The organism is Listeria grandensis FSL F6-0971 (assembly GCF_000525835.1).
Lineage (GTDB): Bacteria > Bacillota > Bacilli > Lactobacillales > Listeriaceae > Listeria_A > Listeria_A grandensis.
On sequence record NZ_AODD01000002.1, the window covers coordinates 1 to 22,754 of the forward strand.

24 protein-coding genes, 3 pseudogenes and 1 riboswitch are annotated in these 22,754 nt (G+C 40.6%); of the genes and pseudogenes, 22 read left to right on the forward strand and 5 right to left on the reverse strand.

Annotated features, from left to right (window positions below):
• Positions 1-33: 33 nt before the first annotated feature.
• The 9 genes from PGRAN_RS00525 to PGRAN_RS00565 all read left to right on the forward strand — a co-directional run bounded on the left by PGRAN_RS00525 (position 34) and on the right by PGRAN_RS00565 (position 8,432).
• The gene (locus PGRAN_RS00525) at positions 34-507 is read left to right on the forward strand and encodes a Dps family protein (protein ID WP_036064148.1); all 474 of its coding nucleotides are present in this window, start codon (positions 34-36) and stop codon (positions 505-507) included.
• A 177-nt stretch (positions 508-684) separates the two neighbouring features.
• The gene (locus PGRAN_RS00530) at positions 685-987 is read left to right on the forward strand and encodes a HesB/YadR/YfhF family protein (RefSeq protein ID WP_036064150.1); all 303 of its coding nucleotides are present in this window, start codon (positions 685-687) and stop codon (positions 985-987) included.
• 126 nt (positions 988-1,113) lie between these two features.
• Positions 1,114-2,229 (forward strand): MBL fold metallo-hydrolase, encoded by a 1,116-nt coding sequence (locus tag PGRAN_RS00535; protein WP_036064151.1) that lies wholly within the window; start codon positions 1,114-1,116, stop codon positions 2,227-2,229.
• A gap of 10 nt (positions 2,230-2,239) precedes the next feature.
• Positions 2,240-2,470, forward strand: a complete 231-nt coding sequence (locus PGRAN_RS00540; RefSeq protein WP_036064154.1) for a DUF3006 domain-containing protein — start codon at positions 2,240-2,242, stop codon at positions 2,468-2,470.
• Between the two features lie 78 nt (positions 2,471-2,548).
• Positions 2,549-2,659: riboswitch (SAM riboswitch) on the forward strand.
• A gap of 131 nt (positions 2,660-2,790) precedes the next feature.
• Positions 2,791-3,822 (forward strand): methionine ABC transporter ATP-binding protein, encoded by a 1,032-nt coding sequence (locus PGRAN_RS00545; protein ID WP_036064156.1) that lies wholly within the window; start codon positions 2,791-2,793, stop codon positions 3,820-3,822.
• Entirely contained in the window at positions 3,806-4,456 is a 651-nt protein-coding gene (locus tag PGRAN_RS00550; protein WP_036064158.1) for a methionine ABC transporter permease, read from the forward strand. The genes PGRAN_RS00545 and PGRAN_RS00550 overlap by 17 nt, the downstream gene beginning before the upstream one ends.
• A 116-nt stretch (positions 4,457-4,572) precedes the next feature.
• Positions 4,573-5,427 carry a MetQ/NlpA family ABC transporter substrate-binding protein gene (locus PGRAN_RS00555; RefSeq protein WP_036064160.1) on the forward strand — a complete coding sequence of 285 codons (855 nt, stop codon included), beginning with the start codon at positions 4,573-4,575 and terminating at the stop codon, positions 5,425-5,427.
• A 26-nt stretch (positions 5,428-5,453) separates the two neighbouring features.
• Positions 5,454-6,647: a M20 family metallopeptidase gene (locus PGRAN_RS00560; protein WP_036064162.1), complete on the forward strand. Its 1,194-nt coding sequence runs from the start codon at positions 5,454-5,456 to the stop codon at positions 6,645-6,647.
• A 150-nt stretch (positions 6,648-6,797) separates the two neighbouring features.
• The gene (locus tag PGRAN_RS00565) at positions 6,798-8,432 is read left to right on the forward strand and encodes a peptide ABC transporter substrate-binding protein (protein ID WP_036064165.1); all 1,635 of its coding nucleotides are present in this window, start codon (positions 6,798-6,800) and stop codon (positions 8,430-8,432) included.
• 125 nt (positions 8,433-8,557) lie between these two features.
• On the opposite strand, the gene PGRAN_RS00570 is transcribed toward PGRAN_RS00565, so the two are convergent.
• Both PGRAN_RS00570 and PGRAN_RS00575 read right to left on the reverse strand, forming a co-directional pair.
• Entirely contained in the window at positions 8,558-9,760 is a 1,203-nt protein-coding gene (locus PGRAN_RS00570; protein WP_036064167.1) for a CynX/NimT family MFS transporter, read from the reverse strand.
• A gap of 4 nt (positions 9,761-9,764) precedes the next feature.
• Positions 9,765-10,445: a FadR/GntR family transcriptional regulator gene (locus PGRAN_RS00575; RefSeq protein WP_036064168.1), complete on the reverse strand. Its 681-nt coding sequence runs from the start codon at positions 10,443-10,445 to the stop codon at positions 9,765-9,767.
• Between the two features lie 163 nt (positions 10,446-10,608).
• Here PGRAN_RS00575 and PGRAN_RS00580 point away from each other — a divergent pair.
• Positions 10,609-11,675 (forward strand): annotated as a pseudogene (locus PGRAN_RS00580) (AI-2E family transporter).
• Here PGRAN_RS00580 and PGRAN_RS00585 read toward each other — a convergent pair.
• A pseudogene (locus PGRAN_RS00585) lies at positions 11,656-12,593 on the reverse strand (alpha/beta hydrolase). The pseudogenes PGRAN_RS00580 and PGRAN_RS00585 overlap by 20 nt on opposite strands.
• Positions 12,590-13,403, reverse strand: a pseudogene (locus PGRAN_RS00590) (alpha/beta hydrolase). Before PGRAN_RS00590 ends, PGRAN_RS00585 begins: the two co-directional pseudogenes overlap by 4 nt.
• A gap of 189 nt (positions 13,404-13,592) precedes the next feature.
• On the opposite strand from PGRAN_RS00590, the gene PGRAN_RS00595 reads away from it, so the two are divergent.
• Together PGRAN_RS00595 and PGRAN_RS17430 are read left to right on the forward strand one after the other, a co-directional pair.
• On the forward strand, positions 13,593-14,051 hold the full coding sequence (locus tag PGRAN_RS00595; RefSeq protein ID WP_036064172.1) for a DUF4064 domain-containing protein: 459 nt from the start codon (positions 13,593-13,595) through the stop codon (positions 14,049-14,051).
• Between the two features lie 178 nt (positions 14,052-14,229).
• On the forward strand, positions 14,230-14,361 hold the full coding sequence (locus PGRAN_RS17430; protein WP_277619692.1) for a hypothetical protein: 132 nt from the start codon (positions 14,230-14,232) through the stop codon (positions 14,359-14,361).
• 56 nt (positions 14,362-14,417) lie between these two features.
• Here PGRAN_RS17430 and PGRAN_RS00600 read toward each other — a convergent pair whose 3' ends face one another.
• Positions 14,418-14,666: a DUF3116 family protein gene (locus PGRAN_RS00600; RefSeq protein ID WP_051998361.1), complete on the reverse strand. Its 249-nt coding sequence runs from the start codon at positions 14,664-14,666 to the stop codon at positions 14,418-14,420.
• 461 nt (positions 14,667-15,127) lie between these two features.
• Between PGRAN_RS00600 and PGRAN_RS00605 the strand changes: the two genes are divergently transcribed.
• The 10 genes from PGRAN_RS00605 (at position 15,128) to PGRAN_RS00650 (ending at position 22,743) form a co-directional block, all read left to right on the forward strand.
• On the forward strand, positions 15,128-15,427 hold the full coding sequence (locus tag PGRAN_RS00605) for a lmo0954 family membrane protein (protein ID WP_036064174.1): 300 nt from the start codon (positions 15,128-15,130) through the stop codon (positions 15,425-15,427).
• Between the two features lie 30 nt (positions 15,428-15,457).
• Positions 15,458-16,321: a PspA/IM30 family protein gene (locus PGRAN_RS17070; RefSeq protein WP_036064176.1), complete on the forward strand. Its 864-nt coding sequence runs from the start codon at positions 15,458-15,460 to the stop codon at positions 16,319-16,321.
• Positions 16,322-16,547: 226 nt separating this feature from the next.
• Complete coding sequence (nagA, locus tag PGRAN_RS00615; protein WP_036064179.1) at positions 16,548-17,687, forward strand: N-acetylglucosamine-6-phosphate deacetylase; 1,140 nt, start codon at positions 16,548-16,550, stop codon at positions 17,685-17,687.
• 13 nt (positions 17,688-17,700) lie between these two features.
• Complete coding sequence (locus PGRAN_RS00620) at positions 17,701-18,405, forward strand: glucosamine-6-phosphate deaminase (RefSeq protein ID WP_036064181.1); 705 nt, start codon at positions 17,701-17,703, stop codon at positions 18,403-18,405.
• 95 nt (positions 18,406-18,500) lie between these two features.
• Positions 18,501-19,223 carry a GntR family transcriptional regulator gene (locus tag PGRAN_RS00625; RefSeq protein ID WP_036064183.1) on the forward strand — a complete coding sequence of 241 codons (723 nt, stop codon included), beginning with the start codon at positions 18,501-18,503 and terminating at the stop codon, positions 19,221-19,223.
• A gap of 242 nt (positions 19,224-19,465) precedes the next feature.
• Positions 19,466-21,007 (forward strand): AcpB/EbpR/MafR family transcriptional regulator, encoded by a 1,542-nt coding sequence (locus PGRAN_RS00630; RefSeq protein WP_036064185.1) that lies wholly within the window; start codon positions 19,466-19,468, stop codon positions 21,005-21,007.
• Positions 21,008-21,025: 18 nt separating this feature from the next.
• Entirely contained in the window at positions 21,026-22,060 is a 1,035-nt protein-coding gene (locus PGRAN_RS00635) for a WxLIP family cell surface protein (RefSeq protein WP_036064188.1), read from the forward strand.
• Positions 22,050-22,262 carry a hypothetical protein gene (locus PGRAN_RS00640; protein WP_036064191.1) on the forward strand — a complete coding sequence of 71 codons (213 nt, stop codon included), beginning with the start codon at positions 22,050-22,052 and terminating at the stop codon, positions 22,260-22,262. The genes PGRAN_RS00635 and PGRAN_RS00640 overlap by 11 nt, the downstream gene beginning before the upstream one ends.
• On the forward strand, positions 22,229-22,465 hold the full coding sequence (locus tag PGRAN_RS00645) for a hypothetical protein (protein ID WP_206537349.1): 237 nt from the start codon (positions 22,229-22,231) through the stop codon (positions 22,463-22,465). The genes PGRAN_RS00640 and PGRAN_RS00645 overlap by 34 nt, the downstream gene beginning before the upstream one ends.
• On the forward strand, positions 22,462-22,743 hold the full coding sequence (locus PGRAN_RS00650) for an LPXTG cell wall anchor domain-containing protein (RefSeq protein ID WP_036064196.1): 282 nt from the start codon (positions 22,462-22,464) through the stop codon (positions 22,741-22,743). The genes PGRAN_RS00645 and PGRAN_RS00650 overlap by 4 nt, the downstream gene beginning before the upstream one ends.
• Positions 22,744-22,754 lie beyond the last annotated feature (11 nt).

Sequence of the window (22,754 nt, forward strand, 5' to 3'; positions counted from 1 at the left end):
AATAGTTATTATAAATAAGGAGGAGAATTATAAATGAAAACAATTAACTCAGTAGACACGAAGGAATTTTTAAACCATCAGGTGGCGAACTTAAACGTATTTACGGTGAAAATCCACCAAATCCACTGGTTCATGCGTGGACATAACTTCTTTACACTACATGAAAAAATGGACGACCTATACAGCGAATTCGGCGAACAAATGGATGAAGTAGCAGAGCGTTTATTAGCCATTGGTGGCGCACCATTTTCGACATTAAAAGAGTTCTCAGAAAATGCTAGCGTAGAAGAAGCACCATACACAAAACCAAAAACAATCGATCAGTTTATGGAAGATCTTGTTGGCACATTAGAATTATTGCGTGACGAATATCAACAAGGTATCGAACTAACTGGAAAAGAAGGCGATGATGTAACGCAAGACATGTTAATCGGCTTCAAAGCAGCGATCGACAAACATATCTGGATGTTCAAAGCATTCCTTGGAAAAGCACCATTAGAAAAATAAGTAATATGACGCAAAGCCTGTGAAATGCGGGTTTTGCGTTTTTTATTTTTGCTAAAGAAGTTTAACTATTCAAAAAGAGTGGTACATACAGTTATCTAGTTGTAAGCAAAATACATGCGAAATGTGTAGATATCTGCTATTCTTGCAGTAATCGAATTTGGAAGAGGAGTGATGACAATGCAAATCGAAGTAAGCGATCAAGCACAACACTGGTTCAGAAATGAATTTAATACGGCTGACGGTAATGGAATTAGATTATTCGCAAAATATGGTGGCTCAAATAGTTCGCTACATCCGGGTTTTTCGATTGGTTTAGTATCTGAAAAACCTACAGAAATGGCATTGCAACACAAAATCGGCGATATTTTATTCTATGTAGAGGATCATGATTATTGGTACTTTAAAGACCATGATTGGATCATTGACTACAATCCCAAAAGCGAAGAAGTGACGTTTAAATTCTTTGAGAAAGTAAAATAATAGAGAGCGGGTCCTATTTTTGGGGCTCGTTTTTATTTTGTGGAAATCTCCCAAGTTGGCGTGCAGCTATTTACTCCTGACAATGATTCTGCTATTCTAAATGAAGAGAATTAGGGAGTTGAGATTTTGAAGAGATTAACAGGATGGGGAATCATCGCGATTTTTTTAATCGCACTTATTAGCGGATGCTCGAACAATACACAATCAAGCGTGACCGAAAATACATTGAAAGGAGCGAAGTTCACTTTTTTCGATGTGGGGCAAGGGGATAGCACGTTAATCCAAGCCGACGATGGAACAACTGTATTGATCGATACAGGGCGCCATGACGATAATCGGATTATGACTTACCTTGAAAAAGCAGATATCCAGAAAATTGATTTGCTGCTTTTAACACACCCACATTCGGATCATATTGGCAACGCAGATAAAGTTATCAAACAATATAAACCGAAAGAAATTTGGATGGATGGACTTGTATTCAATAGTTCGATCTATGAGCGGGTCATTGACGCAGCGCTTGCATCCAATGCGAAATATAAAGAACCAAGACGCGGTGAAAAAGCGACATTTGGCCCGTTTGGAATTCAAGTATTAAGTCCAGATAAACTATCGGATAACGCCAATAATGACTCGATCGCGATCCGTCTGACTTACAAAGATGTGGCAGCCATTTTTACAGGCGACGCAGAGAAGCCGCGCGAACGTGAAATGGTGGATAGCGGTCTGGATTTGAACGCACAAATCCTAGATTTAGGACACCACGGCTCCTCTACATCGAATCAACCGTACTTTTTAGATGCAGTGAAGCCTGAGGTGGCAGTTTATTCTGCTGAAAAAGGAAATTCCTACGGGCACCCACATCGCGAAGTCATTCAGTGGTTGAAGGATCGTGATATTACAACATATGGTACAGACGTTGAAGGGACAGTCACAATGGAGACTGATGGCAAGCAAATTCACGTTGCAACGGAGCAGTCTGGAACACCGAAACCGGGGAATGAAACAGGCAAACAAACAGCGGAAGAACCAGGAGATGCAGTACCTATCCCTGATAAAATCAATGTGAATACCGCAACTGCCGAAGAATTGCAGTACCTTCCAAGCGTTGGGCCGGTTTTAGCAGATAAAATTATTGCAGAGCGGCCATATCGCACCATTGACGACTTGAAAAAAATAAACGGAATCGGCGACGGCATTGTTAGGCAAATAAAAGAACAAGGCATTGCGACCGTGAAGTAGGTGAATCAACTTGAAAAAAGCGATTTTAGATCGTATCGAGGATGGAAAAGCTGTTTTTCTACTAGAGCCTGATCAGCAAACCTGGACAATCCCACAAACAAAAGTACCAAAAAACATTCATGAAGGCAGTTCAGTCATCATCAATGGCACCACAATCACATTAGACGAGCAAACAACAAACAAAAATAAAGCCAGAATCGCATCCAAACTCGAGCAACTACGCAAAAAAAATGGTCAATAAACAAATAACTTTTTCAAAAATGGTTGACAGTGTCCGAAATACACGATATAGTTATAAAAAATAAATAACGACGAACGCATTTTATCCAGAGAGGTGGAGGGATTTGGCCCTATGAAACCTCGGCAACAGATCAATTTTTTGATACTGTGCCAATTCCAACAAGCATTTTACGTGCTTGGTAGATAAGATGAGACGACAAAGACTGCATTAATATGGCTGTATAATTATTCGGTACATAGATGTTTGGATTAGAATCTCCTCTTATTAACTTAAGGGGAGATTTTTTTGTGGTAAAGTTGTGTAACTAAGGGAGTGAGAAAATGATTGAATTCAAAAATGTAACAAAAACATTCAAAAGCGGAGGAAAAGAAATAACAGCCTTGGACGGCGTGAGTTTGACCATTGAAAAAGGGGATATTTTCGGCGTGGTTGGTTTCAGCGGCGCTGGTAAAAGTACGTTGATTCGCACAGTGAACTTGCTAGAACGACCGACAACAGGCTCCGTTGCAGTCGGAGGCACAGACTTGACGACATTAAAAGCCAAAGAACTCCGTGCGGAACGAAAAAAGATCGGTATGATTTTTCAACATTTTAACTTACTAAACTCGAAAACCGTCTTCGATAATATCGCGATTCCACTGGCTTTAATACATACGAATCGTAAAGAACGCGAACAACGGGTGATGGAGCTTCTCACCTTTGTGGGACTAGCAGATAAGGCTAAAAACTATCCAGACCAGCTCTCAGGGGGACAGAAACAGCGCATCGGTATTGCGCGGGCGTTAGCAACCAATCCTGACGTGCTCCTGTGTGACGAAGCAACAAGCGCGCTCGATCCTGAGACGACAGGTGCGATTCTCGAACTACTGCAAAAAATCAATAAAGAATACAATATTACGATTTTACTTATTACGCATGAAATGTCTGTTATTCGCGAAATCTGTAATCGAGTAGCCGTAATGGAAGATGGTAGAGTGATTGAAGAAGGCAAAGTGTTCGATATTTTCTCCAATCCGCAAAGCCAAACTGCTAAGAATTTTGTGAAAACAGTGATTAATGACGATATTCCAGCAAGTGCGTTAAAACTCATTCAGAATCATGATGCGACGGTTTGGAAATTTACATTTGTGGGAGAATCGTCTGGTAACCCATTGCTTTCTAATATTGCGAAACAATTCGATGTGAACGTCAGTGTGTTAAGTGGCAACATTTCTGAAATTCAGGCGATTGCGTTCGGGTATATGATTGTAGAGGTGACCGGGGAAGCAGAAGAGATTGCAAGCGCATATGCCTATGCTACAACGCAAAATATCAAACTAGAGGAGGTGAGCGTTGATGGAAGTCACATCTGAGCAGCTGAGCACAGCATTTATTGAAACATTATACATGGTTACATGGTCGCTCCTGTTTGCTTGCCTTATTGGTATTCCACTTGGTGTCTTGCTCGTGGTTACTCGTAAAGGACATATTTTACAAAACACAGTGATTTTCAATATTTTAAACCCGATCATTAATATTTTACGCTCGGTACCATTCATTATTTTGCTTGTGGCATTGATTCCGGTGACGCGATTTATTGTTGATTCGAGCATTGGTGTGAAAGCAGCGATTGTACCACTTGTTTTCTATGCCGGACCTTACATTGCGCGACTTGTTGAAAACTCTCTTTTAGAAGTGGATCAAGGAATTATCGAGGCAGCGCAAGCAATGGGTGCCAACGCATGGCAAATCATCTGGCGTTTCATGTTGCCAGAAGGTTTGAGTTCGCTGATTTTGACGCTGACAACAGCAACGATTGGACTTGTTGGTGCGACTGCGATGGCTGGTGTCGTCGGCGCTGGTGGAATTGGTAATTTGGCGATTACTTATGGCTATCAGCGGTATGATAATATCACAATGTTGGTTACCGTCATCATCTTGGTAGTGATCGTACAGAGCGTTCAGTCTTTAGGGAACTTCATTTCTCGCAAAATTCGTCGTCGCTAGGGTGGTACGGTGCTTGGCTTTACCTAGAATCGAGCGTGCCTTGGTTTTAGGTAAAGGAGTCCGGATGGTAATGAAAGTACAAAGATTCAATAATAAATAATAAGGGAGTTTTTTGGATGAAGAAGTTGGTATTCGTTTTGACATTGGTTTTGTTGGCTGTTGTGGTTAGTGCTTGTGGTGGTGCGGACGAGAAGGCAAGCGGGGATGAGAAGAATCTCGTGATTGGTGTTAGCGCTGGGGATCGGACTTGGCCTGAGATTAAGCGGATTGCGAAGAAAGATGGCATTCATATCGAGTTGAAAGAGTTTAGTGATTATGTATTGCCGAACCGTGCGCTTGCAGATGGGGACTTAGATGCCAATGCTTTTCAAACAATTGCTTATTTTGACTCTTTTATCAAGGAAAATAAATTGGAACTTGAGCCGCTTGCTTCAACGGTCATTGCTCCGATGGGCGTGTATTCTAACAAGGTGAAAGCTATTAAGGATATCAAAAATGGAGCTACAATCGCAGTTCCTGATGATTCGACGAACTATGGCCGCGCGCTACTATTATTACAAGAAGCAGGACTTATCACATTAGTCGCTGATTTTGATGGGAATGGTTCACCGGAAGCTATTCAATCTAACCCGAAAAAATTAGATATTAAACCAATGGTTGCAGGACAAATCCCGCGTGCACTAGATGATGTAGATGCTGCCGCGATTAATAATGGCGTCGCTGTGGAAGCTAAACTGAACCCGTTGAAAGACTCCATTTTCCTAGAATCCGATACAGCAAAACCGTATATTAACATTATTGCGGTTCGTAAAGGAGATACAGATCGTGCGGCGCTTCAACAAATCGTGAAAATTTATCACTCAGATGAAATGAAGAAATTTATCGAAAAAACATATAAAGGTAGCTCGATCCCAGCTTTCGTCCCACTTGATGAGCTAGAAACATACAAAGAAACGTGGTCTAAGAAGTAAATTCGAAAAAAAGGAGGCGTTCGTAAATGGTAGATACAAAAATAACATGGTCTGAAGCCATAAAAACCAATATTGATGCGCACAAGGATTTTTATATTGAAGTTAGTCATGCGATTCATGATCGCCCGGAAATCGGCAATGAGGAATTTTACGCTAGCGAAAAATTAGCAACAATTCTTGAAAAAGCTGGTTTTACGGTAGAACTAGATGTAGCAGGCCACAAAACCGCATTTATCGCGCGCAAAAAAGCAGCGAAACCAGGCGCAACCGTCGCATTTTTAGCGGAGTATGATGCTTTGCCAGGACTCGGACATGCCTGTGGACATAACATCATTGGTACGACAAGTGTCGCCGCAGCCATTGCACTCGCAGAAGTTATCGAAGAAGTCGGCGGAGAGGTCGTTGTACTTGGAACCCCAGCTGAGGAAGGTGGGCCGAATGGTAGCGCAAAGGGCAGTTTTGTGAAGCATCATCTACTTCAAGGTATCGATGTTGCGCTCATGATTCATCCATCCAGTGACTCCGCGCTGACGACGCCATCGCTTGCAGTAGACGTATTAGAGTTTGAATTCTTCGGAAAACCAGCCCATTCTGCTGCCAATCCAGAAGATGGTATTAATGCACTTGATGGTTTGATCCAATTTTATAACGGTGTTAATGCCTTGCGTCAACATGTGACTTCGGACGTCCGCATTCACGGCATTATTTTAGACGGCGGTCAAGCACCGAATATCGTACCAGATTACGCTCGCGCTCGCTTCTTTACACGTGCGGATAAACGCCATCGCTTGGATGAGGTAACGAAGCGTGTTATTCAAGTTGCAGAAGGTGCGGCCATTCAAACAGGTACGACATTTAAAGTCACGAATATCCAGAACGGCGTCGATGATTTTCTGATTAATAAGCAGTTTAATCGCGTTTTTGCCCGGATTGCCGAGCAGTTGGATGAACCACTAAAAACCGATAGTCGCGGCATTGGTTCAACGGACGCTGGGAATATCAGCCAAGTCATTCCAACGATTCACCCCTATATCAAAATTGGTGCTAGTAATCTTGTCGGGCACACGGTAGAATTCCGCGAAGCCGCAAAATCAGAGGCAGGAGACAAAGCCTTGATCCAGGGTGCAAAATTGATCGCATTAACCGCACTCGAACTTTATACAAATGAGACTCTGCTAGCCGATATTAAGAAAGAATACGATGAAACAAAGCAAATCTAATGCACACAAAAAGGAGATAGGCGTGTCGCTTGTCTCCTTTAATGTGATAAACGTTATATAATAATTCAATTAATTTTGAAAAAGGTATTTATTTTCACATCGAAATAGCGTATGATAGAAGTATTCACACAGAAAAGGGGAGTTTTACATATGAAAAAAGGAGTTATTATCAGTACCATTTTAGTAGCAAGTACACTTATACTCGCAGCATGTGGTGGGAAAGACACGGCGAGTGACGCATCAAACAAACAAGTATTACGCGTGATTGAAACAACCGAAATCCCACTCATGGATACCTCACTTGCGACAGATGGCGTCAGTTTCACTGCGATGAATCAAGTGTTCGAAGGATTGTACACACTAGATCAAAAAGATCAAATCATTCCAGCCGCGGCCGAAGCGATGCCTGAGATAAGCGAAGATCAAAAAACATATACGATCAAAATTCGTGATAACGCGAAATGGTCCGATGGTTCCGAACTGAAAGCTGCTGATTTTATTTACGCATGGCGCAAAGTCGTGAATCCTAAATCAGGTGCCCAATACTCATTCCTATATCGCGATGTTGTGGAAAACGCGAGTGATATTATTGACGGCAAAAAAGATCCAAAAGAACTGGGCGTTAAAGCGCTAGATGATAAAACCATCGAGATTAAGCTCACTCAGGCTGTGCCATACTTCAACTCACTGCTCACATTCGGCCCATTCTACCCACAAAAAGAAGCTTACGTAACAAAAGAAGGAAAAGATTTTGCGAAGGATTCCGACCATATGCTGTACAATGGTCCATTTACGATGACAGACTGGTCCGGAACGAGTAAAACTTGGAGCTTCCTCAAAAACGACAACTATTGGGATAAAAAGAACGTGAAATTAGATCGTATCGATGTCCAAGTTGCTAAAGAACCGGGTTCCGCAGTCAATCTTTATAACACTGGAAAAGTCGACCGCGCTCCGCTCACTGGCGATTATGCAAGCCAGTACAAGGATAACAAAGAGTTTGTGGCAGAACCAGACTCCTATGTCTACTGGCTTAAATTCAACCAGAAACAAAGCGATGTTGCCAATGTCGAATTACGAAAAGCGATAGCGAAGGCGATTAACAAAGAAGCGTTGGCGGATACCGTTATCGCAAATGGTGCCACTGCAATTAACGGCGAAATTCCAAACGGCTTTGCCCAAAACCCACAAACCGGAAAAGATTTCCGTGAAGATAGCGGCGACCATCTCACCTATAACGTTGCGGAAGCGAAAGAACATTTCGCTAAAGCCAAACAACAACTCGGCAAAAATGAAATCACATTAGAACTTGTCGGTGATGATCAAGAATTTGCCAAGAAAACTTTAGAATTCATCCAAAGCGAGTTAGAAAGTCATTTAGAAGGCTTGAAAATAAATCTAAAAACGGTCCCTTATAAAAACAGGCTAGCACTCGATAAGGCACAAGATTACACCGTTCAACTTTCACGCTGGGCACCAGCTTACAAAGACCCAATGACATACATCGCAAGCTGGCAGACAGACAACAACTATAACAACATGAGCTACTCTAGCCCGGAATATGACAAACTGACAACCGAGATTACGACAACACTAGCGACAAATCCAGAGAAACGTTGGCAAGCCATGCTTGATACAGAGAAAGTATTACTAGATAAGGATGCAGCAATTGCGCCACTTTATCAAAACGCAACGGCTGTGCTTGAAAAACCATACGTAAAAGGCGTTGTTAAACACTTATTCGGCGCTCCGTATAGTTTTAGATGGGCATACATTCAAAAATAATGAGGAGCCATAAGTTTCAATAAATTGGCTCTCAAGCACGGATTGCTTCTAGCAGGAGTCACGTCTTACCTGAAAAAATGGGTTGCGTGATTTCCTGCTTATTTTTGTGTGAAAGGGTGTTTTGTCTAGCTCGCTTTATCAAATACTTTCTTATCTCGAGCTGCATCTAGTCCCATAATGAGCAACAGTAGTGTAGCAACGATAAGTATGCCAAGTGGTGCCGTGTAGCTATCGGTCACATCGTGCAGAAGCCCGAATAAGGTCGGTCCTGTCGCGGCTAGCAAGTATCCAATAGACTGAGCCATCCCAGATAAATCTGCCGCTTCTGACGCCGTTGTGGTTCGCAAGCTAAAGAACATCATGCAAATACTAAAGGCGGTTCCTGATCCAATCCCAATCATAAATACAGAGGCACTTATGAGAAAAAGATGACCGGAGCCGAACATCAATCCAGCCGTACCAGCCAAAAGTAATACGGCCATCGCAATAATAATCGGTTGCTGTGATTTCATTTTGCTAGCGATTATGGGCACGATAAATGTGAACGGAAGAATACCTAGTTGTAGTAACGACAGCATAAATCCAGCTTCTGTACTGGCAATCCCTTGGTTGATTAAAATATTGGGCAACCATGCTACCATTACGTAAAATACCGTAGACTGCATGCCCATAAAAATTGTGATTTTCCAAGCTAACGGGGAACCCCAAATGCTCTGTTTTGGTTTGTGCACAGTAGAATCAAGAACTACTTTCTTATTATATTTTAGTTGCGGTAGCCAGAACAGAAGCGCAATAATCACAAAAGCCGACCAAACGACAAGTGCTCCTTGCCAGCCAAATCCGGATTTTACTGCAATGGGCACACTAAGTCCCGAAGCAAGCATCGCGCAGACATTCATCGAAATCGAGTACATTCCTGTCATCAGCCCCATTTTAAAAGGGAATTCTTGTTTGATCAAGCTAGGCAGTAGTACGTTACCAACAGCAATGGCGAGTCCAATTAAAAACGTACCGAACAAAAGTAGCGGAATCCCACCAAAAGGCCGAACTAAGCTACCGAAAACCATCAAACATAGTGCAAAAAAGACAACGAATTCCATGCCCCATCTGCGCGCCAATTTCGAAACAAAAGGGGACAAACCTGCAAAGGCGAGAAGCGGTAATGTCGTTAAAAATCCCGTCATTGTATTAGACAGCGGCAAATCGACTCGAATATAGCTGAGGAGCGGACTTATTGCTGTAATCGGTGCGCGCAAATTGGATGCAACGAGTAAAATCCCGATAATAAGCAAAATTCTGCTGCGCATCTTTATTTTTTCTTCTCCCATGACTTCATTCTCCTTTCTTCGGCAGTATAATTTGTTTGAAATGCGAAATATACAGATCCACACAATGTACGGCAGAAGCTGCATCCTGATTGCGAATCGCCAAAATCAGATCATTATGACCCGCCGCACTGGAATCATTCATTTCTGTCGTACTCGTAATGGACATTTGAATTTCCTCGAACAGGTGCGCGTACATGTCAATTAAAAGCGGATTATAAGAAGCCGCTGTAATAGCTTGGTGCAACTGCCAATCTGCCTCTACAAACCCCTCTAGATTACTCTCTTTTGTAAATTGGAAGCATTGATCGCGAAACTTCTCCATCTCAATTAAATCCTCCTCTGTGCGACGTAAACAAGCTAACGATACAGCTTCCCGATCAAGCGCATGCCGAACTTCTAGAATCTCAAGCACTGCAGCGCCCTGAATTCTTTTTTGCAAAACAGCATTAAGCTCACTCGTCGTTAAAACAAATGTCCCATCGCCTTGTTTTACTTCAAGCAGGCCGACATGTGCCAAAGCACGGATTGCTTCTCGCAACGTATTGCGACTTACACCAAATTGTTCCATTAAATCCGCCTCAACGGGTAATCGATCGCCAATTTGCCACGTACCATTTTTAATCATATCTTCAATTTGGCTATATACTTGTTCTACCAATGATTTTTTTTGTAATTTGCGTATCATTTTCGGCACTCTCCTTTAAAGGTAGGATGATTGGTTCATAGGATATATTACCGCGTATTCTGTCAAAAGTAAACCCTAAAAGTAGCATTTCTCAACTTTAATAGAAAAACTAACAAATTTTTTCATGAAAGGAGGAATATGTGTTAGAATATGTTAAGAAACGATGGGAGTGTGTTCATTGGAAGAACTATGGGAAAAATTTAAAGTAAATACTGGACTGCAACGACTTCTTATTTTTGCGCTTCTCATTTTTGTATTATATTTGGTGAGAAGTATGATAGACCTGATTTTATTAACATTTATCTTCACCTTTTTGATTACACGGCTAGAAAAAGTTATTTTGCGGTGGGTGAAAGTGCCACGAAAGCTGATCGTTATTGTGTTATACATACTGATCGTGATTTTCTTATACTTTGCCTTTACGCATTATCTACCCATTATTATCGGGCAAATCGTCTCGACCTTTAACGGCGTTATGAAATTCTATAATAACCCTGGAAATAATGATTTTATCAAGTATGTGATGAGCTTGTTCAATGACTCCAATGTGAAAGCGTACATTAATTCCGGTTTGAAATTCATCATTGGATCACTTAGCGGCATTGGCAGTATTGGGATTTCGTTCTTCATGGCGCTAATTCTCAGCCTATTTTTCTCTTTGGAGCAAGAGCGCGTTGTGCATTTTTCAAGCAAGTTTTTGACGAGTAAAATCGGTCCCGTTTTTCGTGAAATTGCTTACTTTGGCAAGAAATTCGTTGGAACGTTTGGCGTTGTTTTAGAAGCGCAGTTTTTGATTGCCATTGTAAATACAGTGCTGACAACGATTGCTCTGATTGCGATGGGATTCCCGCAAGTACTGACACTATCTACCATGGTATTCTTGCTAGGCTTATTCCCGTTGCCGGTGTGATTATTTCCTGTATTCCACTTTCTATTATTGCTTACTCAGTGGGCGGACTTACAGACGTCGTTGTTATTTTAATTACGATCGTCATCGTACACGCCGTGGAAACCTACATCCTTAATCCAAAACTGATGTCATCCAAAACCGATTTACCGGTTTTCTATACGTTCATTATCCTTATTTTCTCCGAGCATTTCTTTGGAGTATGGGGGTTGATTGTAGGTATTCCGGTCGTTGTTTTCCTGTTCGATGTACTAGGTGTACGCGGAAACGAAGCGGAAATTAACAACCGCACATTCTTAGGATTCAAAAAGAAAAAAAGTTAGACAAACCAAAAAAAGAGTCGTATCCAAAACTTGGATACGACTCTTTTTTTAGGGCCATAAAAAAGGCTTTTATTGCGTCGTCAACATCTCTATTCTCATGAAGCCTACTATGCTGCGCTTGGCTTCCAGTCATGACAAGCTCTTTATAGCTCGCAACGTGATTGAAAATAAATTTGCCAGATAAGGCGCTAGCTAAGGAAACGCTAATGTCACTCTTTGTACCATCTTCTACATCCCCAGCAATATTCAAAACTTCAAGTGAAGCGGGGATCGCTTTTTGGCGCGCGATGAAACCTTGATAGCGTTCTGTTTGCGTCGCAGGTCCATTCTCGGTCAAATCATAGGCCGTTTTACCATCCTCGCCAATAACAAGGCCATTAAAAGGAGCGCCAATGGTGACCAGTTTAGCCACCGCTGGGAACGTTGGTTGATTGCTTGCGGCCTCGATATAACTGGTCCAATCGACACCGCCCATCGAATGCCCGACAACGTTCACCGCCGGAATATGATACGTGCTTTTAAGCTCACGCATCACACTTTGTAGCCAAGCCGTTTGATTCGTTAGTGAACTCTTATTATCCTCAAAAAGAACTTGAATGAGTGGCTTCTTCGCAAATTTATCCCACTCACCATCGATTTTAATTTGGCCATCATGTGTCACAGAAATAACAATGGAGCGCGTCGCATCACCATTTCGTGCTAGACGATCCATCATGTGTCCCATCGAGTTTTTCGTTCCAGAATAACCGTGGAGAAAAAGAGTTGGCACATCAATACTCTTCACCTTTGCCGGTGCTTTTTTGTTTTTTCTGTTGTTTTTGGTTGTTCTGATTTTGCAGCATCATGTGTGGCGAAAATAAAGCCGAATCCAATCGCAAATACGGCTAGAATACTAATAGCTACTAAAATTTTCTTCATTTTACTGACCCCTTAAATCCCCATAAAAATTTGGCAACATAGTTATCAACGACAGGTAACTCATGCATATTACTATGTTTTGCCGTCGGGCCTGTCAGTGTATGAGCCTCAACGTATTGATTGCTAAACAATTTCTTGCCATACATCACGCTATCAATTTTAACTTCCCCATCACTGTTCGAACCATCTTCCAAATTACCACCAATAATCATGATTTCCGTCGTGCTCTTTAATCGCTTTTCCATCTGTTTAGCGAATTTTGTATGAATCGCATTCGCATTTTCTAAATCGACTTCTTGATCCCCATTCACATACTCTTCAGGGTAGAAAGGAACCGCCAAAAATACGATTTTCTGAACTTCTGGATATTCGGGATTGTTGGCATAAGAGGACAGATAAGAAACCCAGGCGCCACCGCCCATCGAATGTCCTACAGCATTAAATTTCTTAATGTCATACGTGTCTTCGAGGTAACGCATCACTTTTTTTTGTCCATAAAGATTGCTGTGTCACGGTCGCACGATTGTCCGCGAAAACAATATTTATCAGCGGATTGTCCGCTTTCTTACTATAAGTTCCCTTCACAGAAATATCTCCGGTTGGGCTGACCTTTACGGTTAGGGCATCCGTCGCCCAATCATATTTTTGATCAAAACGTCGAATCATCCCATGGAGCGATCGATCCGTTCCACGATAACCATGAATAAATATCGTCGGTGTCGTACTCTGATTCACTTTTTGGTGTGTCCCGTTTAGTTGCAGCAACACAAATATGGACCCAGCAACAAAAATAGCCGATAAGAGTCCCATCCATAAATTTTTTTTTCCACATAAGACATATCCTCTTTTCTAAAATAGCAACATCTTTCTAAAGTATACAAGTTTTTTTTGAAAAAAACGCACCTTCTATCCTATCAAAAATGACATCTTTATTTTTACAGCTGGATTTATTTATAGTATACTGAAATAAACACGTAAGAAATGAGGGAATAGTAGAATATGATTAAACGTACAGCCGAGGTTGTTCTAGCTGTAATCGGTATGCTTTTTGGGTTAGTGACCTTAGTAGGGTTTACTGCCATTGGGTTTATCATAGATAGCACAGCCAGTACAAAAGAGGGCGTAGCATCCTTTACAAGAAGTTATTATCAAAGCCTAGAGGATTCAGGAATTGCGGTAAGTGATGTGCCGAGTGCCAAGCAGATTTTAGATATGGTGCATACATATGCTATTTTAGCATTAATCGCAACGATCGTTTTCACGGTTTTGCTGATTATCGGACTGATTGGCATTACTGGAAATAAGAAGCCTGTTTTGGCAGGTTTTATGTTCCTTATTGCCGGAATTATCGTAACCATTGGCGGTTTTGTAGTAGCAGGTTTTGTGCCAGGTCTACTACTTGTTATTGCGGCAATCTTAAGTTTCGTCCGCAAGCCAAAAGATCCATTTTTAGCATAAATAAAATAATGCGATGTAAGCCGTGTCTTGATATAGGATGCGGTTTATTTTCATTTGAAGTGGGAAAAGAGAGAGGGATAGCAATTAACGGCGGGGAGGTTTCACAAAATGCGAAATAAAAAAGAATTGGATAATGCTCGGAATGGTGGCTGGTGCAATTGGAGGTATAGTGACATGCGTGATATTAAATCAACGGACACTGGCTCCTTTGGAAGAAGGAAAAGAAGATTTGGAAGGAAATAATATGGTTTCAGAGGGTGCGATGACAAGCATTGATTACGAAAACAGGAGACAAGAACTAAAGAAATAATGAGTACCTATAGCCTACCGCCAAGCATCTTCACTTGGTAGTAGGCCTTTTTCATATCAGTCTTCTCTTTCTATTAGTTTTTTCCCCTTTGGTGTAATGTGGTAGCTGATATCTTCCAAGTGATATACTCGAAAAACATAGCCGTAACTTTCTAACGTGTAAAGGACAACCAAAATTATATCTTTACTAAGGTTCGTTTTTCTCTCTATCTGTGTACTTGCTTTATTGAAGTTTGTTAGCGATAGGCCACCAGCATCCAAATGTTTCAAAATGGTAGTCAGATTCCTATTTAAATCTCTTTTCATTTCCCCTTCACCTCTGTTTCGATTCATCCCAATGTAACAATATCCCCTTGCACAAAAGTTAGAAAGTACCTAATTGTTAGATTTTTCAAGAATCACCCCCAATACCTAGAGACTCCTTGCTTCTTTAAATTATCACCCCCCATCAGAGTATAACCTTTGTAAAGAAAAAATAAAAATCAGAATCGATAGAAAGTGTAACGATTACATCAAAAAAGATACAGGCAATATAATAAAAACGCTCTCATTTTTATTTGTGGCGTGCAAAATATACAAGCTAGATAGGAAGATGCGTTGGGGATATATTCTTAGTAAGTTAAATCAAGGTTTGATATAGTAGAGGAAACAGATACATATTGTTTTAGTAGGACTCTAGTTGTAGTGAAAGTTCCAACTAGAGTAGCTTACTGAAATGGCGAATCTATTTTATGATAGTTGTATAGTAAAGCAAGGAGGACATAATCATGAGAGGAATTATTATTGGAGTATTAGTCGCAGCCCTTATTATTGCGATCATTGTTTTCCTTTGGCCCGCGATTATGGCGGCGCTCGGAGCTGTACTTGGCTACTGGGCTTGGAAGCAATTAATGGTAGCAAATAGTGTAGGAGAAAAGATTTTATACGGTGTACTTATCGGTGTCGGAGCGTTAGTTATTTTGTCTAACTTGCATGGTATTGTTACTGTGGCCATCGTTGTCGCATTGATTTACTTCTTAACAAGAAATAAGCGCAAGACAACCAACTCGAATACATTTGATTATTGATATATAACTAAACAATTGGAGGAAATAACAATGACAAACTTTTTTAACAAATTCAAACAAGCTGTAAACAATGACTGGGATGCAATGAAAGAAAAACGTGAAGAGAAGAAGCGTAACTCAGTATCTTATTATATGGACCAAACAAAGAAAGAAATGAAAGATATTGAACGCGCGGTGGACAAACAACGTGAGTTGAAATCTTTGTTCTATAAAGAATGTACGGAAATTGAGAAATATATCGAAAAACGAGAGTATCAAGCTGGTATCGCGGAAGAAGCTGGAGAAACAAAGCTCGCTAATTTTGCAAAAGAAGAAGTAGCGCAGTATAAAGAACAATTGGCTACAACGCAAGGGCATTATGACAGTGCGTCGGAGCAACTAGATAAACTAGAACTACGAATGCACGAAATGCGTTTGAAATGGAAAAACCTAAAAACACAACATCTTGCGGAAACGGCAGAGAAAAATGCAGCAGAAACAGCTGAAAAAATGGATAAAGTCATTCACGATATGAGCTGGGGCAGCGTAACAGACTATCATGAAGCACAAAAACAACGCGATCTTGCAGATACAGCTAAAAAACAAGCGGATATGACAAGTGAGTTGTCACAAACGTTTGATGAACTGATGGCAGAGTTGGAAAAGAAAACAGCAAAAGGCAAAGAAGCTATCAAAGGAAAAACACAAGATTTTACACAAATGGTAGATGAGATCATCGAACGTGAGAAACAAAACTTCAAGAAGAAAGATAATGCATCCATGGAAGACATGTTAGAGGATCTAGAACGCGATGCGAAAAAACAAGCCAAAGCTGAAAAATCAGAAGAAGAAAAAGAAGTTTTAATTCCTGAGCTTGAGAAAAGAGATCCAGAAGAAAAGAAAGAACAAGAATAGATTGATTCAATAGAAGGATATGGTGCGTCTAGCTACTTAGGTGCACCGTATCCTTTTTTAGTATAGCTTGTTGATTGGCGCATGAGTAAAGCTGTTTCTTATTTTCACCACTAGGATGCTTATATATTAGGATTGGGGGTAAATATAAAAACGAAAAATGGTTGCATTTTTTCGAATAAGTTGTATAATAATTGGTATAGACCAGTTATAGAAGGGATGATTATGAATGACTTCAAAAGTAATCAAGAACGCAGTAGTATACACAGGCGATTCCGTTATCCAAGACGGTTTTGTGAGGTTTGATAAGACTGTAACTGAAGTAGGACCGATGTCGAGTTATCAAGAAGTGGCGAATGAGGAAATCCTTGATGCAAAAGGTCAGAAATTAGTTCCTGGATTTATCGATGTGCATTCACATGGTGGTTATAGTTTTGATGCGATGGATGCGAACCCTGAAGAGCTACGAAAGCAAGTTCGAAGCATGCTAAATGAAGGAATCACAACATATTTTGCAACAACAATGACGCAATCCAATGAGAATATTGAGAAGGCGTTAAAAGTTATCGACGAAGTAGCAAAAGACGAGCCACTGATTGGTGGGATTCATTTAGAAGGACCCTTTGTGTCGCCGGTATTTAAAGGGGCGCAACCGGAAGAATATATTACAGCACCAGATTTGGAATTATTTAAAAAATGGTTTAAGATAAGCGGTGGTCGTATCAAATTGGTGACGTATGCGCCAGAACATAGTACATCACCAGCATTTGAAGATCTTTGTATCGAGCTTGGTGTCGTGCCCTCTGTTGGACATTCAAACGCGGTTCGTGCGGAGTTGATCCATAGTAAAGCGAGCCATGCGACACATATGTACAATGCGTGTCGTCCGCTTCATCATCGTGAACCAGGCGTTGTCGGGCACGTTATGTTAGAGCCTAGCATTCATGCGGAATTGATCGTAGATGGGATTCACGTGCATCCTGACATGATTAAATTGGCTTATAATGTGAAAGGTCCGAAACGAATTGCGATTATTACGGATTCCATGCGCGCAAAAGGAATGCCAGATGGTGATTATGAGCTCGGCGGTCAGAAAGTATATGTGAAAGATCGTCAGGCGCGTTTGGAAGATGGAACACTAGCAGGTAGTGTGTTGACGTATGATGATGCTTTCCGAAATATGATCCAATTCACTGGTTGTTCGGTGGAAGATGCGGTATTAATGTCATCTGTTAACCAAGCAGAAGAGTTTAAACTGGGTTCAAAAGGTGGTATTGCGGTAGGCAAAGATGCCGACTTTAACCTTTTGGACGGTGCCCTTGAAATTCAAGCTACCTATTCATTTGGTAAAAAACATAGTAAACAGTAGGAGGAAACCATTCATGAACATTATTGTAAAAGATTCAAAAGCAGAAGCATCAAAGGAAGCTTTCCAAATTATTGAGAAAGCAATCCAAGCTGGTGAAGCGAAAACATTAGGCTTAGCAACAGGAAGTACACCAACAGATTTATATAAAGAATTTGTGAAAAGTGACGTAGATACATCAAAGCTAGTATCTGTAAACTTAGATGAATATGTGGGCTTGGCGGAGAATGATCCAAACAGCTACCATTTCTATATGAATGATGTTTTATTTTCAAAAAAGAAATTTCAAAAAAGTTATTTACCAGATGGTTTAGCAACCGATGCCGATGCGGAATGTGCTCGTTATGAGCAGATTTTAGCGGACAATCCAATCGATATTCAAGTGTTGGGAATTGGTACGAACGCGCATATTGGTTTTAATGAGCCAGGTACGCCATTTGAAACGCCAACGCATAAAGTGTTGTTAACAGAATCAACACGTGAATCGAATAAGATTTATTTTGAACGTGAAGAAGATGTGCCAACGCATGCCTATTCGATGGGAATTAAGTCGATTATGGGTGCAAAAAAAATTATTTTGCTAGCATTCGGTGAAAATAAAGCGCAAGCAATTAAAGATACGGTGGAAGGTAAAGTAGATGTTCAAATTCCTGCGTCTGTCTTACAGAACCATCCAGATGTGACGATTGTTGTGGATAAGGCAGCAGCATCACTTTTATAAGCAATAGAGAGCACCAAGCTAGTTCGTTCTTGCAAGAATGGCATAGCTTGGTGTTGTATGATATAATTCACTTCTACAAAAAAGAAGGTGTAAAAATGATAGATAAGTCATCGGGAATACCCATTTATATTCAAATCCAAGGTGAAATTAAACAGAAAATAGAAAATGGCACGTGGCAAGTTGGAAAAGCTATTCCTGCAGAGCGTCAGTTAGCCGAGATGTTTCATGTGAGCCGGATGACGGTTCGCCAAGCTATTCAAGGGCTTGTGGATGACACGATTCTGCAACGCCGTGTTGGTGCTGGAACATACATTGCTGAGAAGAAGATGACGGAGCATTTGGAAGCTGTCACGAGTTTTACGAATTTAATGATGCATGAGGGCAAGACGCCATCATCACGGATTGTTTCGTATGGTATCAGGCCCGCGAGCGTACAAGAACGGGAGGCCTTGCAATTACCTGAAAATAGTAATGTGATGCGGATTGAACGGATTCGTTACGGTGACAAAATTCCGATCTTGTTTGAGGTTGTTGTCGTTCCGGAAAACATTGCTTCGCTATTGAATAAAGAAGATATTATGGACTCGCTATATGAGGCTATTTTGTCGAAACTTGGCCAAAATATCGGTGAAGCAGAACAAATTATGGAGGCCGCGCTTGTTTCTGAAAAAGTGGCGCCATATTTGGATGTAAAACTGGGTTCTCCAGTGATGAAATTACGACAAATTACATTTTTACAAGATGGTAGACCATTTGAGTTTACTCGTTCACAATATGTTGGTAATAGGTTTCAATTTGTGGCGCGGGTCAAACAATAACAGAACTGGAATAACCAGAACATGAATGATGTTCCGGCTATTCCAGTTTTATTTTTTCGCGTTTTTATGGTATAAAGAACAAGATAAGTAGGAGATAAGTTGTATTATCCGTTTTTTACAAGTCTTGGCGTTACTTAACTAGCCACAAAGTATAGCTTTATTCCAAAATGAAGAAAAAAAAGTTATTGAAAAACATACCCAAAAAAATGAAATAATAAGGTTCTTGCGAGGAGGAGAAAAAAATGAACAAATTGTATTTAGACTTACTGACAGATAAAAAGAATAAGCGACTAGTTATTTTGTTAGACTATCTTGTAAAGTCTCGCCATCCAAGCACAATCGAGGAACTAGCAGATGTGGTTAACGTCAGCATAAAAACATTAAAAAAAGATTTGGCAATTTTAGAAGACGTATTTCCAGAAGGGGTATGGCTTGCGAATATTGGAAATAAGAGTGTTTTACTAGAATGGCAAGCTGCATTTTCCATCAGTGATTTCATTCAGAGTTTCATCGGTAACAGCCCTTTATTTCAAATTTTGGATGCGATGTTTCGGGGAGAGCATTTTTCAGTGGCGCAGTGGAGTGAGAAACTTTGGATTTCTGAAATGACATTACGCCGTTATACTAATACACTTGTGAAAATAATAAAACCATATAAACTAGATTTGGAGACAGCTCCACTTCAACTTGCTGGGAAGGAAAGCGATATTCGGTGTTTCTATTTTAGTTATCTTAATCAACGTAAGCAAACGGATGTCTTGTCAGCGAGTGTGGAGGAGAAGAAAGTGATTTCTCATTTCTATAAAAAAATGTTGGAAAAAGCGGAAAAACGACTAGATCGAGTGTTGCACCTAGATTATCATCGCATGGTGTCATGGCTTGGCGTAATCACACAGCGGTTGGAGAATAGTAATTATATTAAGCTGAGTGAGGCGTTGAAAGATGAGATTTCAGAGGAGAGTAGCTATCAAATTTTTAGACAACTATATGAGGACGAGTTGATGGTGAATTTTGAGTTTGGAAGTATTCCGGAAGATGAGATGATCTATGCGTATATCATTTGCTTGGATAGTGTTGTCTATAAGTTGAATGATGGAAAGCACTTTCAGATGCGCGGGGAAGATAGATGTATAGAAATATATGAGGATTTGTTCGCATGGAGGCATTTACAGCACCTAGGAATTCCTGCTACAAAATTGGAGCATGCTCACGCAAGTTTTATTGCTTTCACCGAAAATCTTACGTTACTCACACAAATATCGGAAGTATTCCAAAAGAATTCATATGAGCTTAATGTCTATACGAAGTCTGAATATCCATACACGTATCGTTACTGGTTGGATCAATTGACACAAAATGAACATGTGAAGGATTTGCCAATCGCTTATCGGGAAGATGTAGCTGTGAGTTTGACGATGCTAACGTGTGCGTATCGTGGGGAAGAGAATTACCGGAATAAAACAATCCTGTTTGCTTTCTCTGGGGAGTCGACCTATATGAATTATTTGATGACACGTGTCAGACAACATATCCCGCATGGTGTGAAATATGATTTTCTTTTTAATGAGGAGATAACGGAAGAGGCAATCCGGGAGCGTGATGTCGATATATTTTTGCATAATTATGATATTGAAGGAAATCTGAATAATTGTTTATCACTGCGGATTTCCCCTTTTCCGACGGTTCGAGAGTTGGAATTTATTAATAAGTTAATTGTGGATATGCCTTCTGATATTATGCATATGACGTACGATGCTTACAGTGAGAACTTGATTACCGGATAAGATGATGGAGGAGCAAATATGAAAAAAACGATTTTGATATTGGTATGTTTTATTAGTATGTATGTTGTTAAAAGTCCAGTTTTTGCGGAGGAGCCGGCCTTTTCTGTGAAGGCGGTTTTACCTGCGAATCAACAAGGTGACGCAACGAGTTATTTTAATTTAAAAATGAAGCCAGGACAGGAACAAGAGTTAGAAGTGGCGCTTCATAACGCTACAGATAAGGATTTGACGATTGAGGCTGCGGCCAATACAGCATTTACGAATGGGAATGGTATCGTGGATTATAATGCGACCAAACGACCGATGGATGAGTCACTCAAACATGGTTTCGGGGCGCTGACTGAAATCGCCGAGAAAGAAATCATCGTGAAAGCGAAATCGAAGGCGACGGCTAAAATAAAGGTCAAGATGCCGGATGAGGAGAAGAATGGTGTCATCTTAGGAGGTATTGTCTTCTCAGAAAAAGAGCAGGCGACGGATGGGGCTGAGAGCGCTAAGTTACAAAACAGGTTTTCCTATACAATTGGCGTCGTGCTTTCGCAAAATGATACGTTGGTAAAACCTAATTTGAATTTAGGAGAAATAAAAGCAGCACAGCAAAATTATCGCAATAAAATAACGGCAAACTTACAAAATGATCAAGCCGTTATCATACGGGACTTGGCGATAAAAGCAGAGGTATTCCGTGAAAATGGTAGTAAGGCACTATTCGAGCAACAGTCAGAGAAGTTACGGATGGCACCGAATTCTAATTTTGATTATGCGATTCATACACAGGATCAACCACTAAAGCCTGGCAACTATACATTAAAATTGACAGCAGCTTCGGGGGAAGATAGTTGGGCTTGGGAACGCGATTTTAAAATAGACAAGGAAACGGCCAGCGATTTGAATGATACGGCGCTAGATTTGGATAAAGGAGGTTGGTCTACGATTGGATTTATCGCCGCCATTATTATTTTATTAGGATTGGTGATAGTGTTGTTTTGGAGACAACACGAGACGAAGAAGAAACTAGGAATGAAGAAGAGGAGTGAGGAAGATGAAAGTTGACCATCATTTTGACGATATTGCTATTTTTCAGGTGGAGTTTACAGATAAGAAAAACCGGTGCCATAATCGCTGGATTGCCGTGCATGATCACGGGGAAGCAAATCCACGCCATATCTTAGAAAAGAAATTTCAACGTTTTGATGCAGTCAAAGTCAGGAATATTGATGAATGGGATGTTGGACTATACTTACGACCGGAGTAGGTGGAACGATGGATGGGTTGTTATTTTTGCAAGATAAGGAAGAGGAGTCATTCGGAGGCGACATATATAATCAGATGATTTGTTTGGATTATATCGGTTTGATTGAGGCAGAATTTCATGATGAGTATGTCATTTTTAAAGGATACACAGAGCAAGGTTCATATATTGCTAAAACGTTGACGAGAAAGGAGGTGAGCTTTTGAAAAGGCAAAGAAATTCGAGTATGTGTAGAGGCTTGCTTTTCGTAGTAGTCGTTTCACTCGGGATTTCAGGACATCAATATGTGGAGGCCACAACGGGCAAGTCCGAATTAAATATACGAATTGTCGAAAATGAATTGGAAGTAGTGGAAGAAGCACCTGTAGATGAGGTAGGACTGCCACATACTGGAGATAATAATTCTGTTTTTTCATTAATTATAGGCGGAATATTAATTTTATTAAGCTTAGTATACATGAGAAAACGAAAAATTAGAGAGTGAAAGAGGTTGAG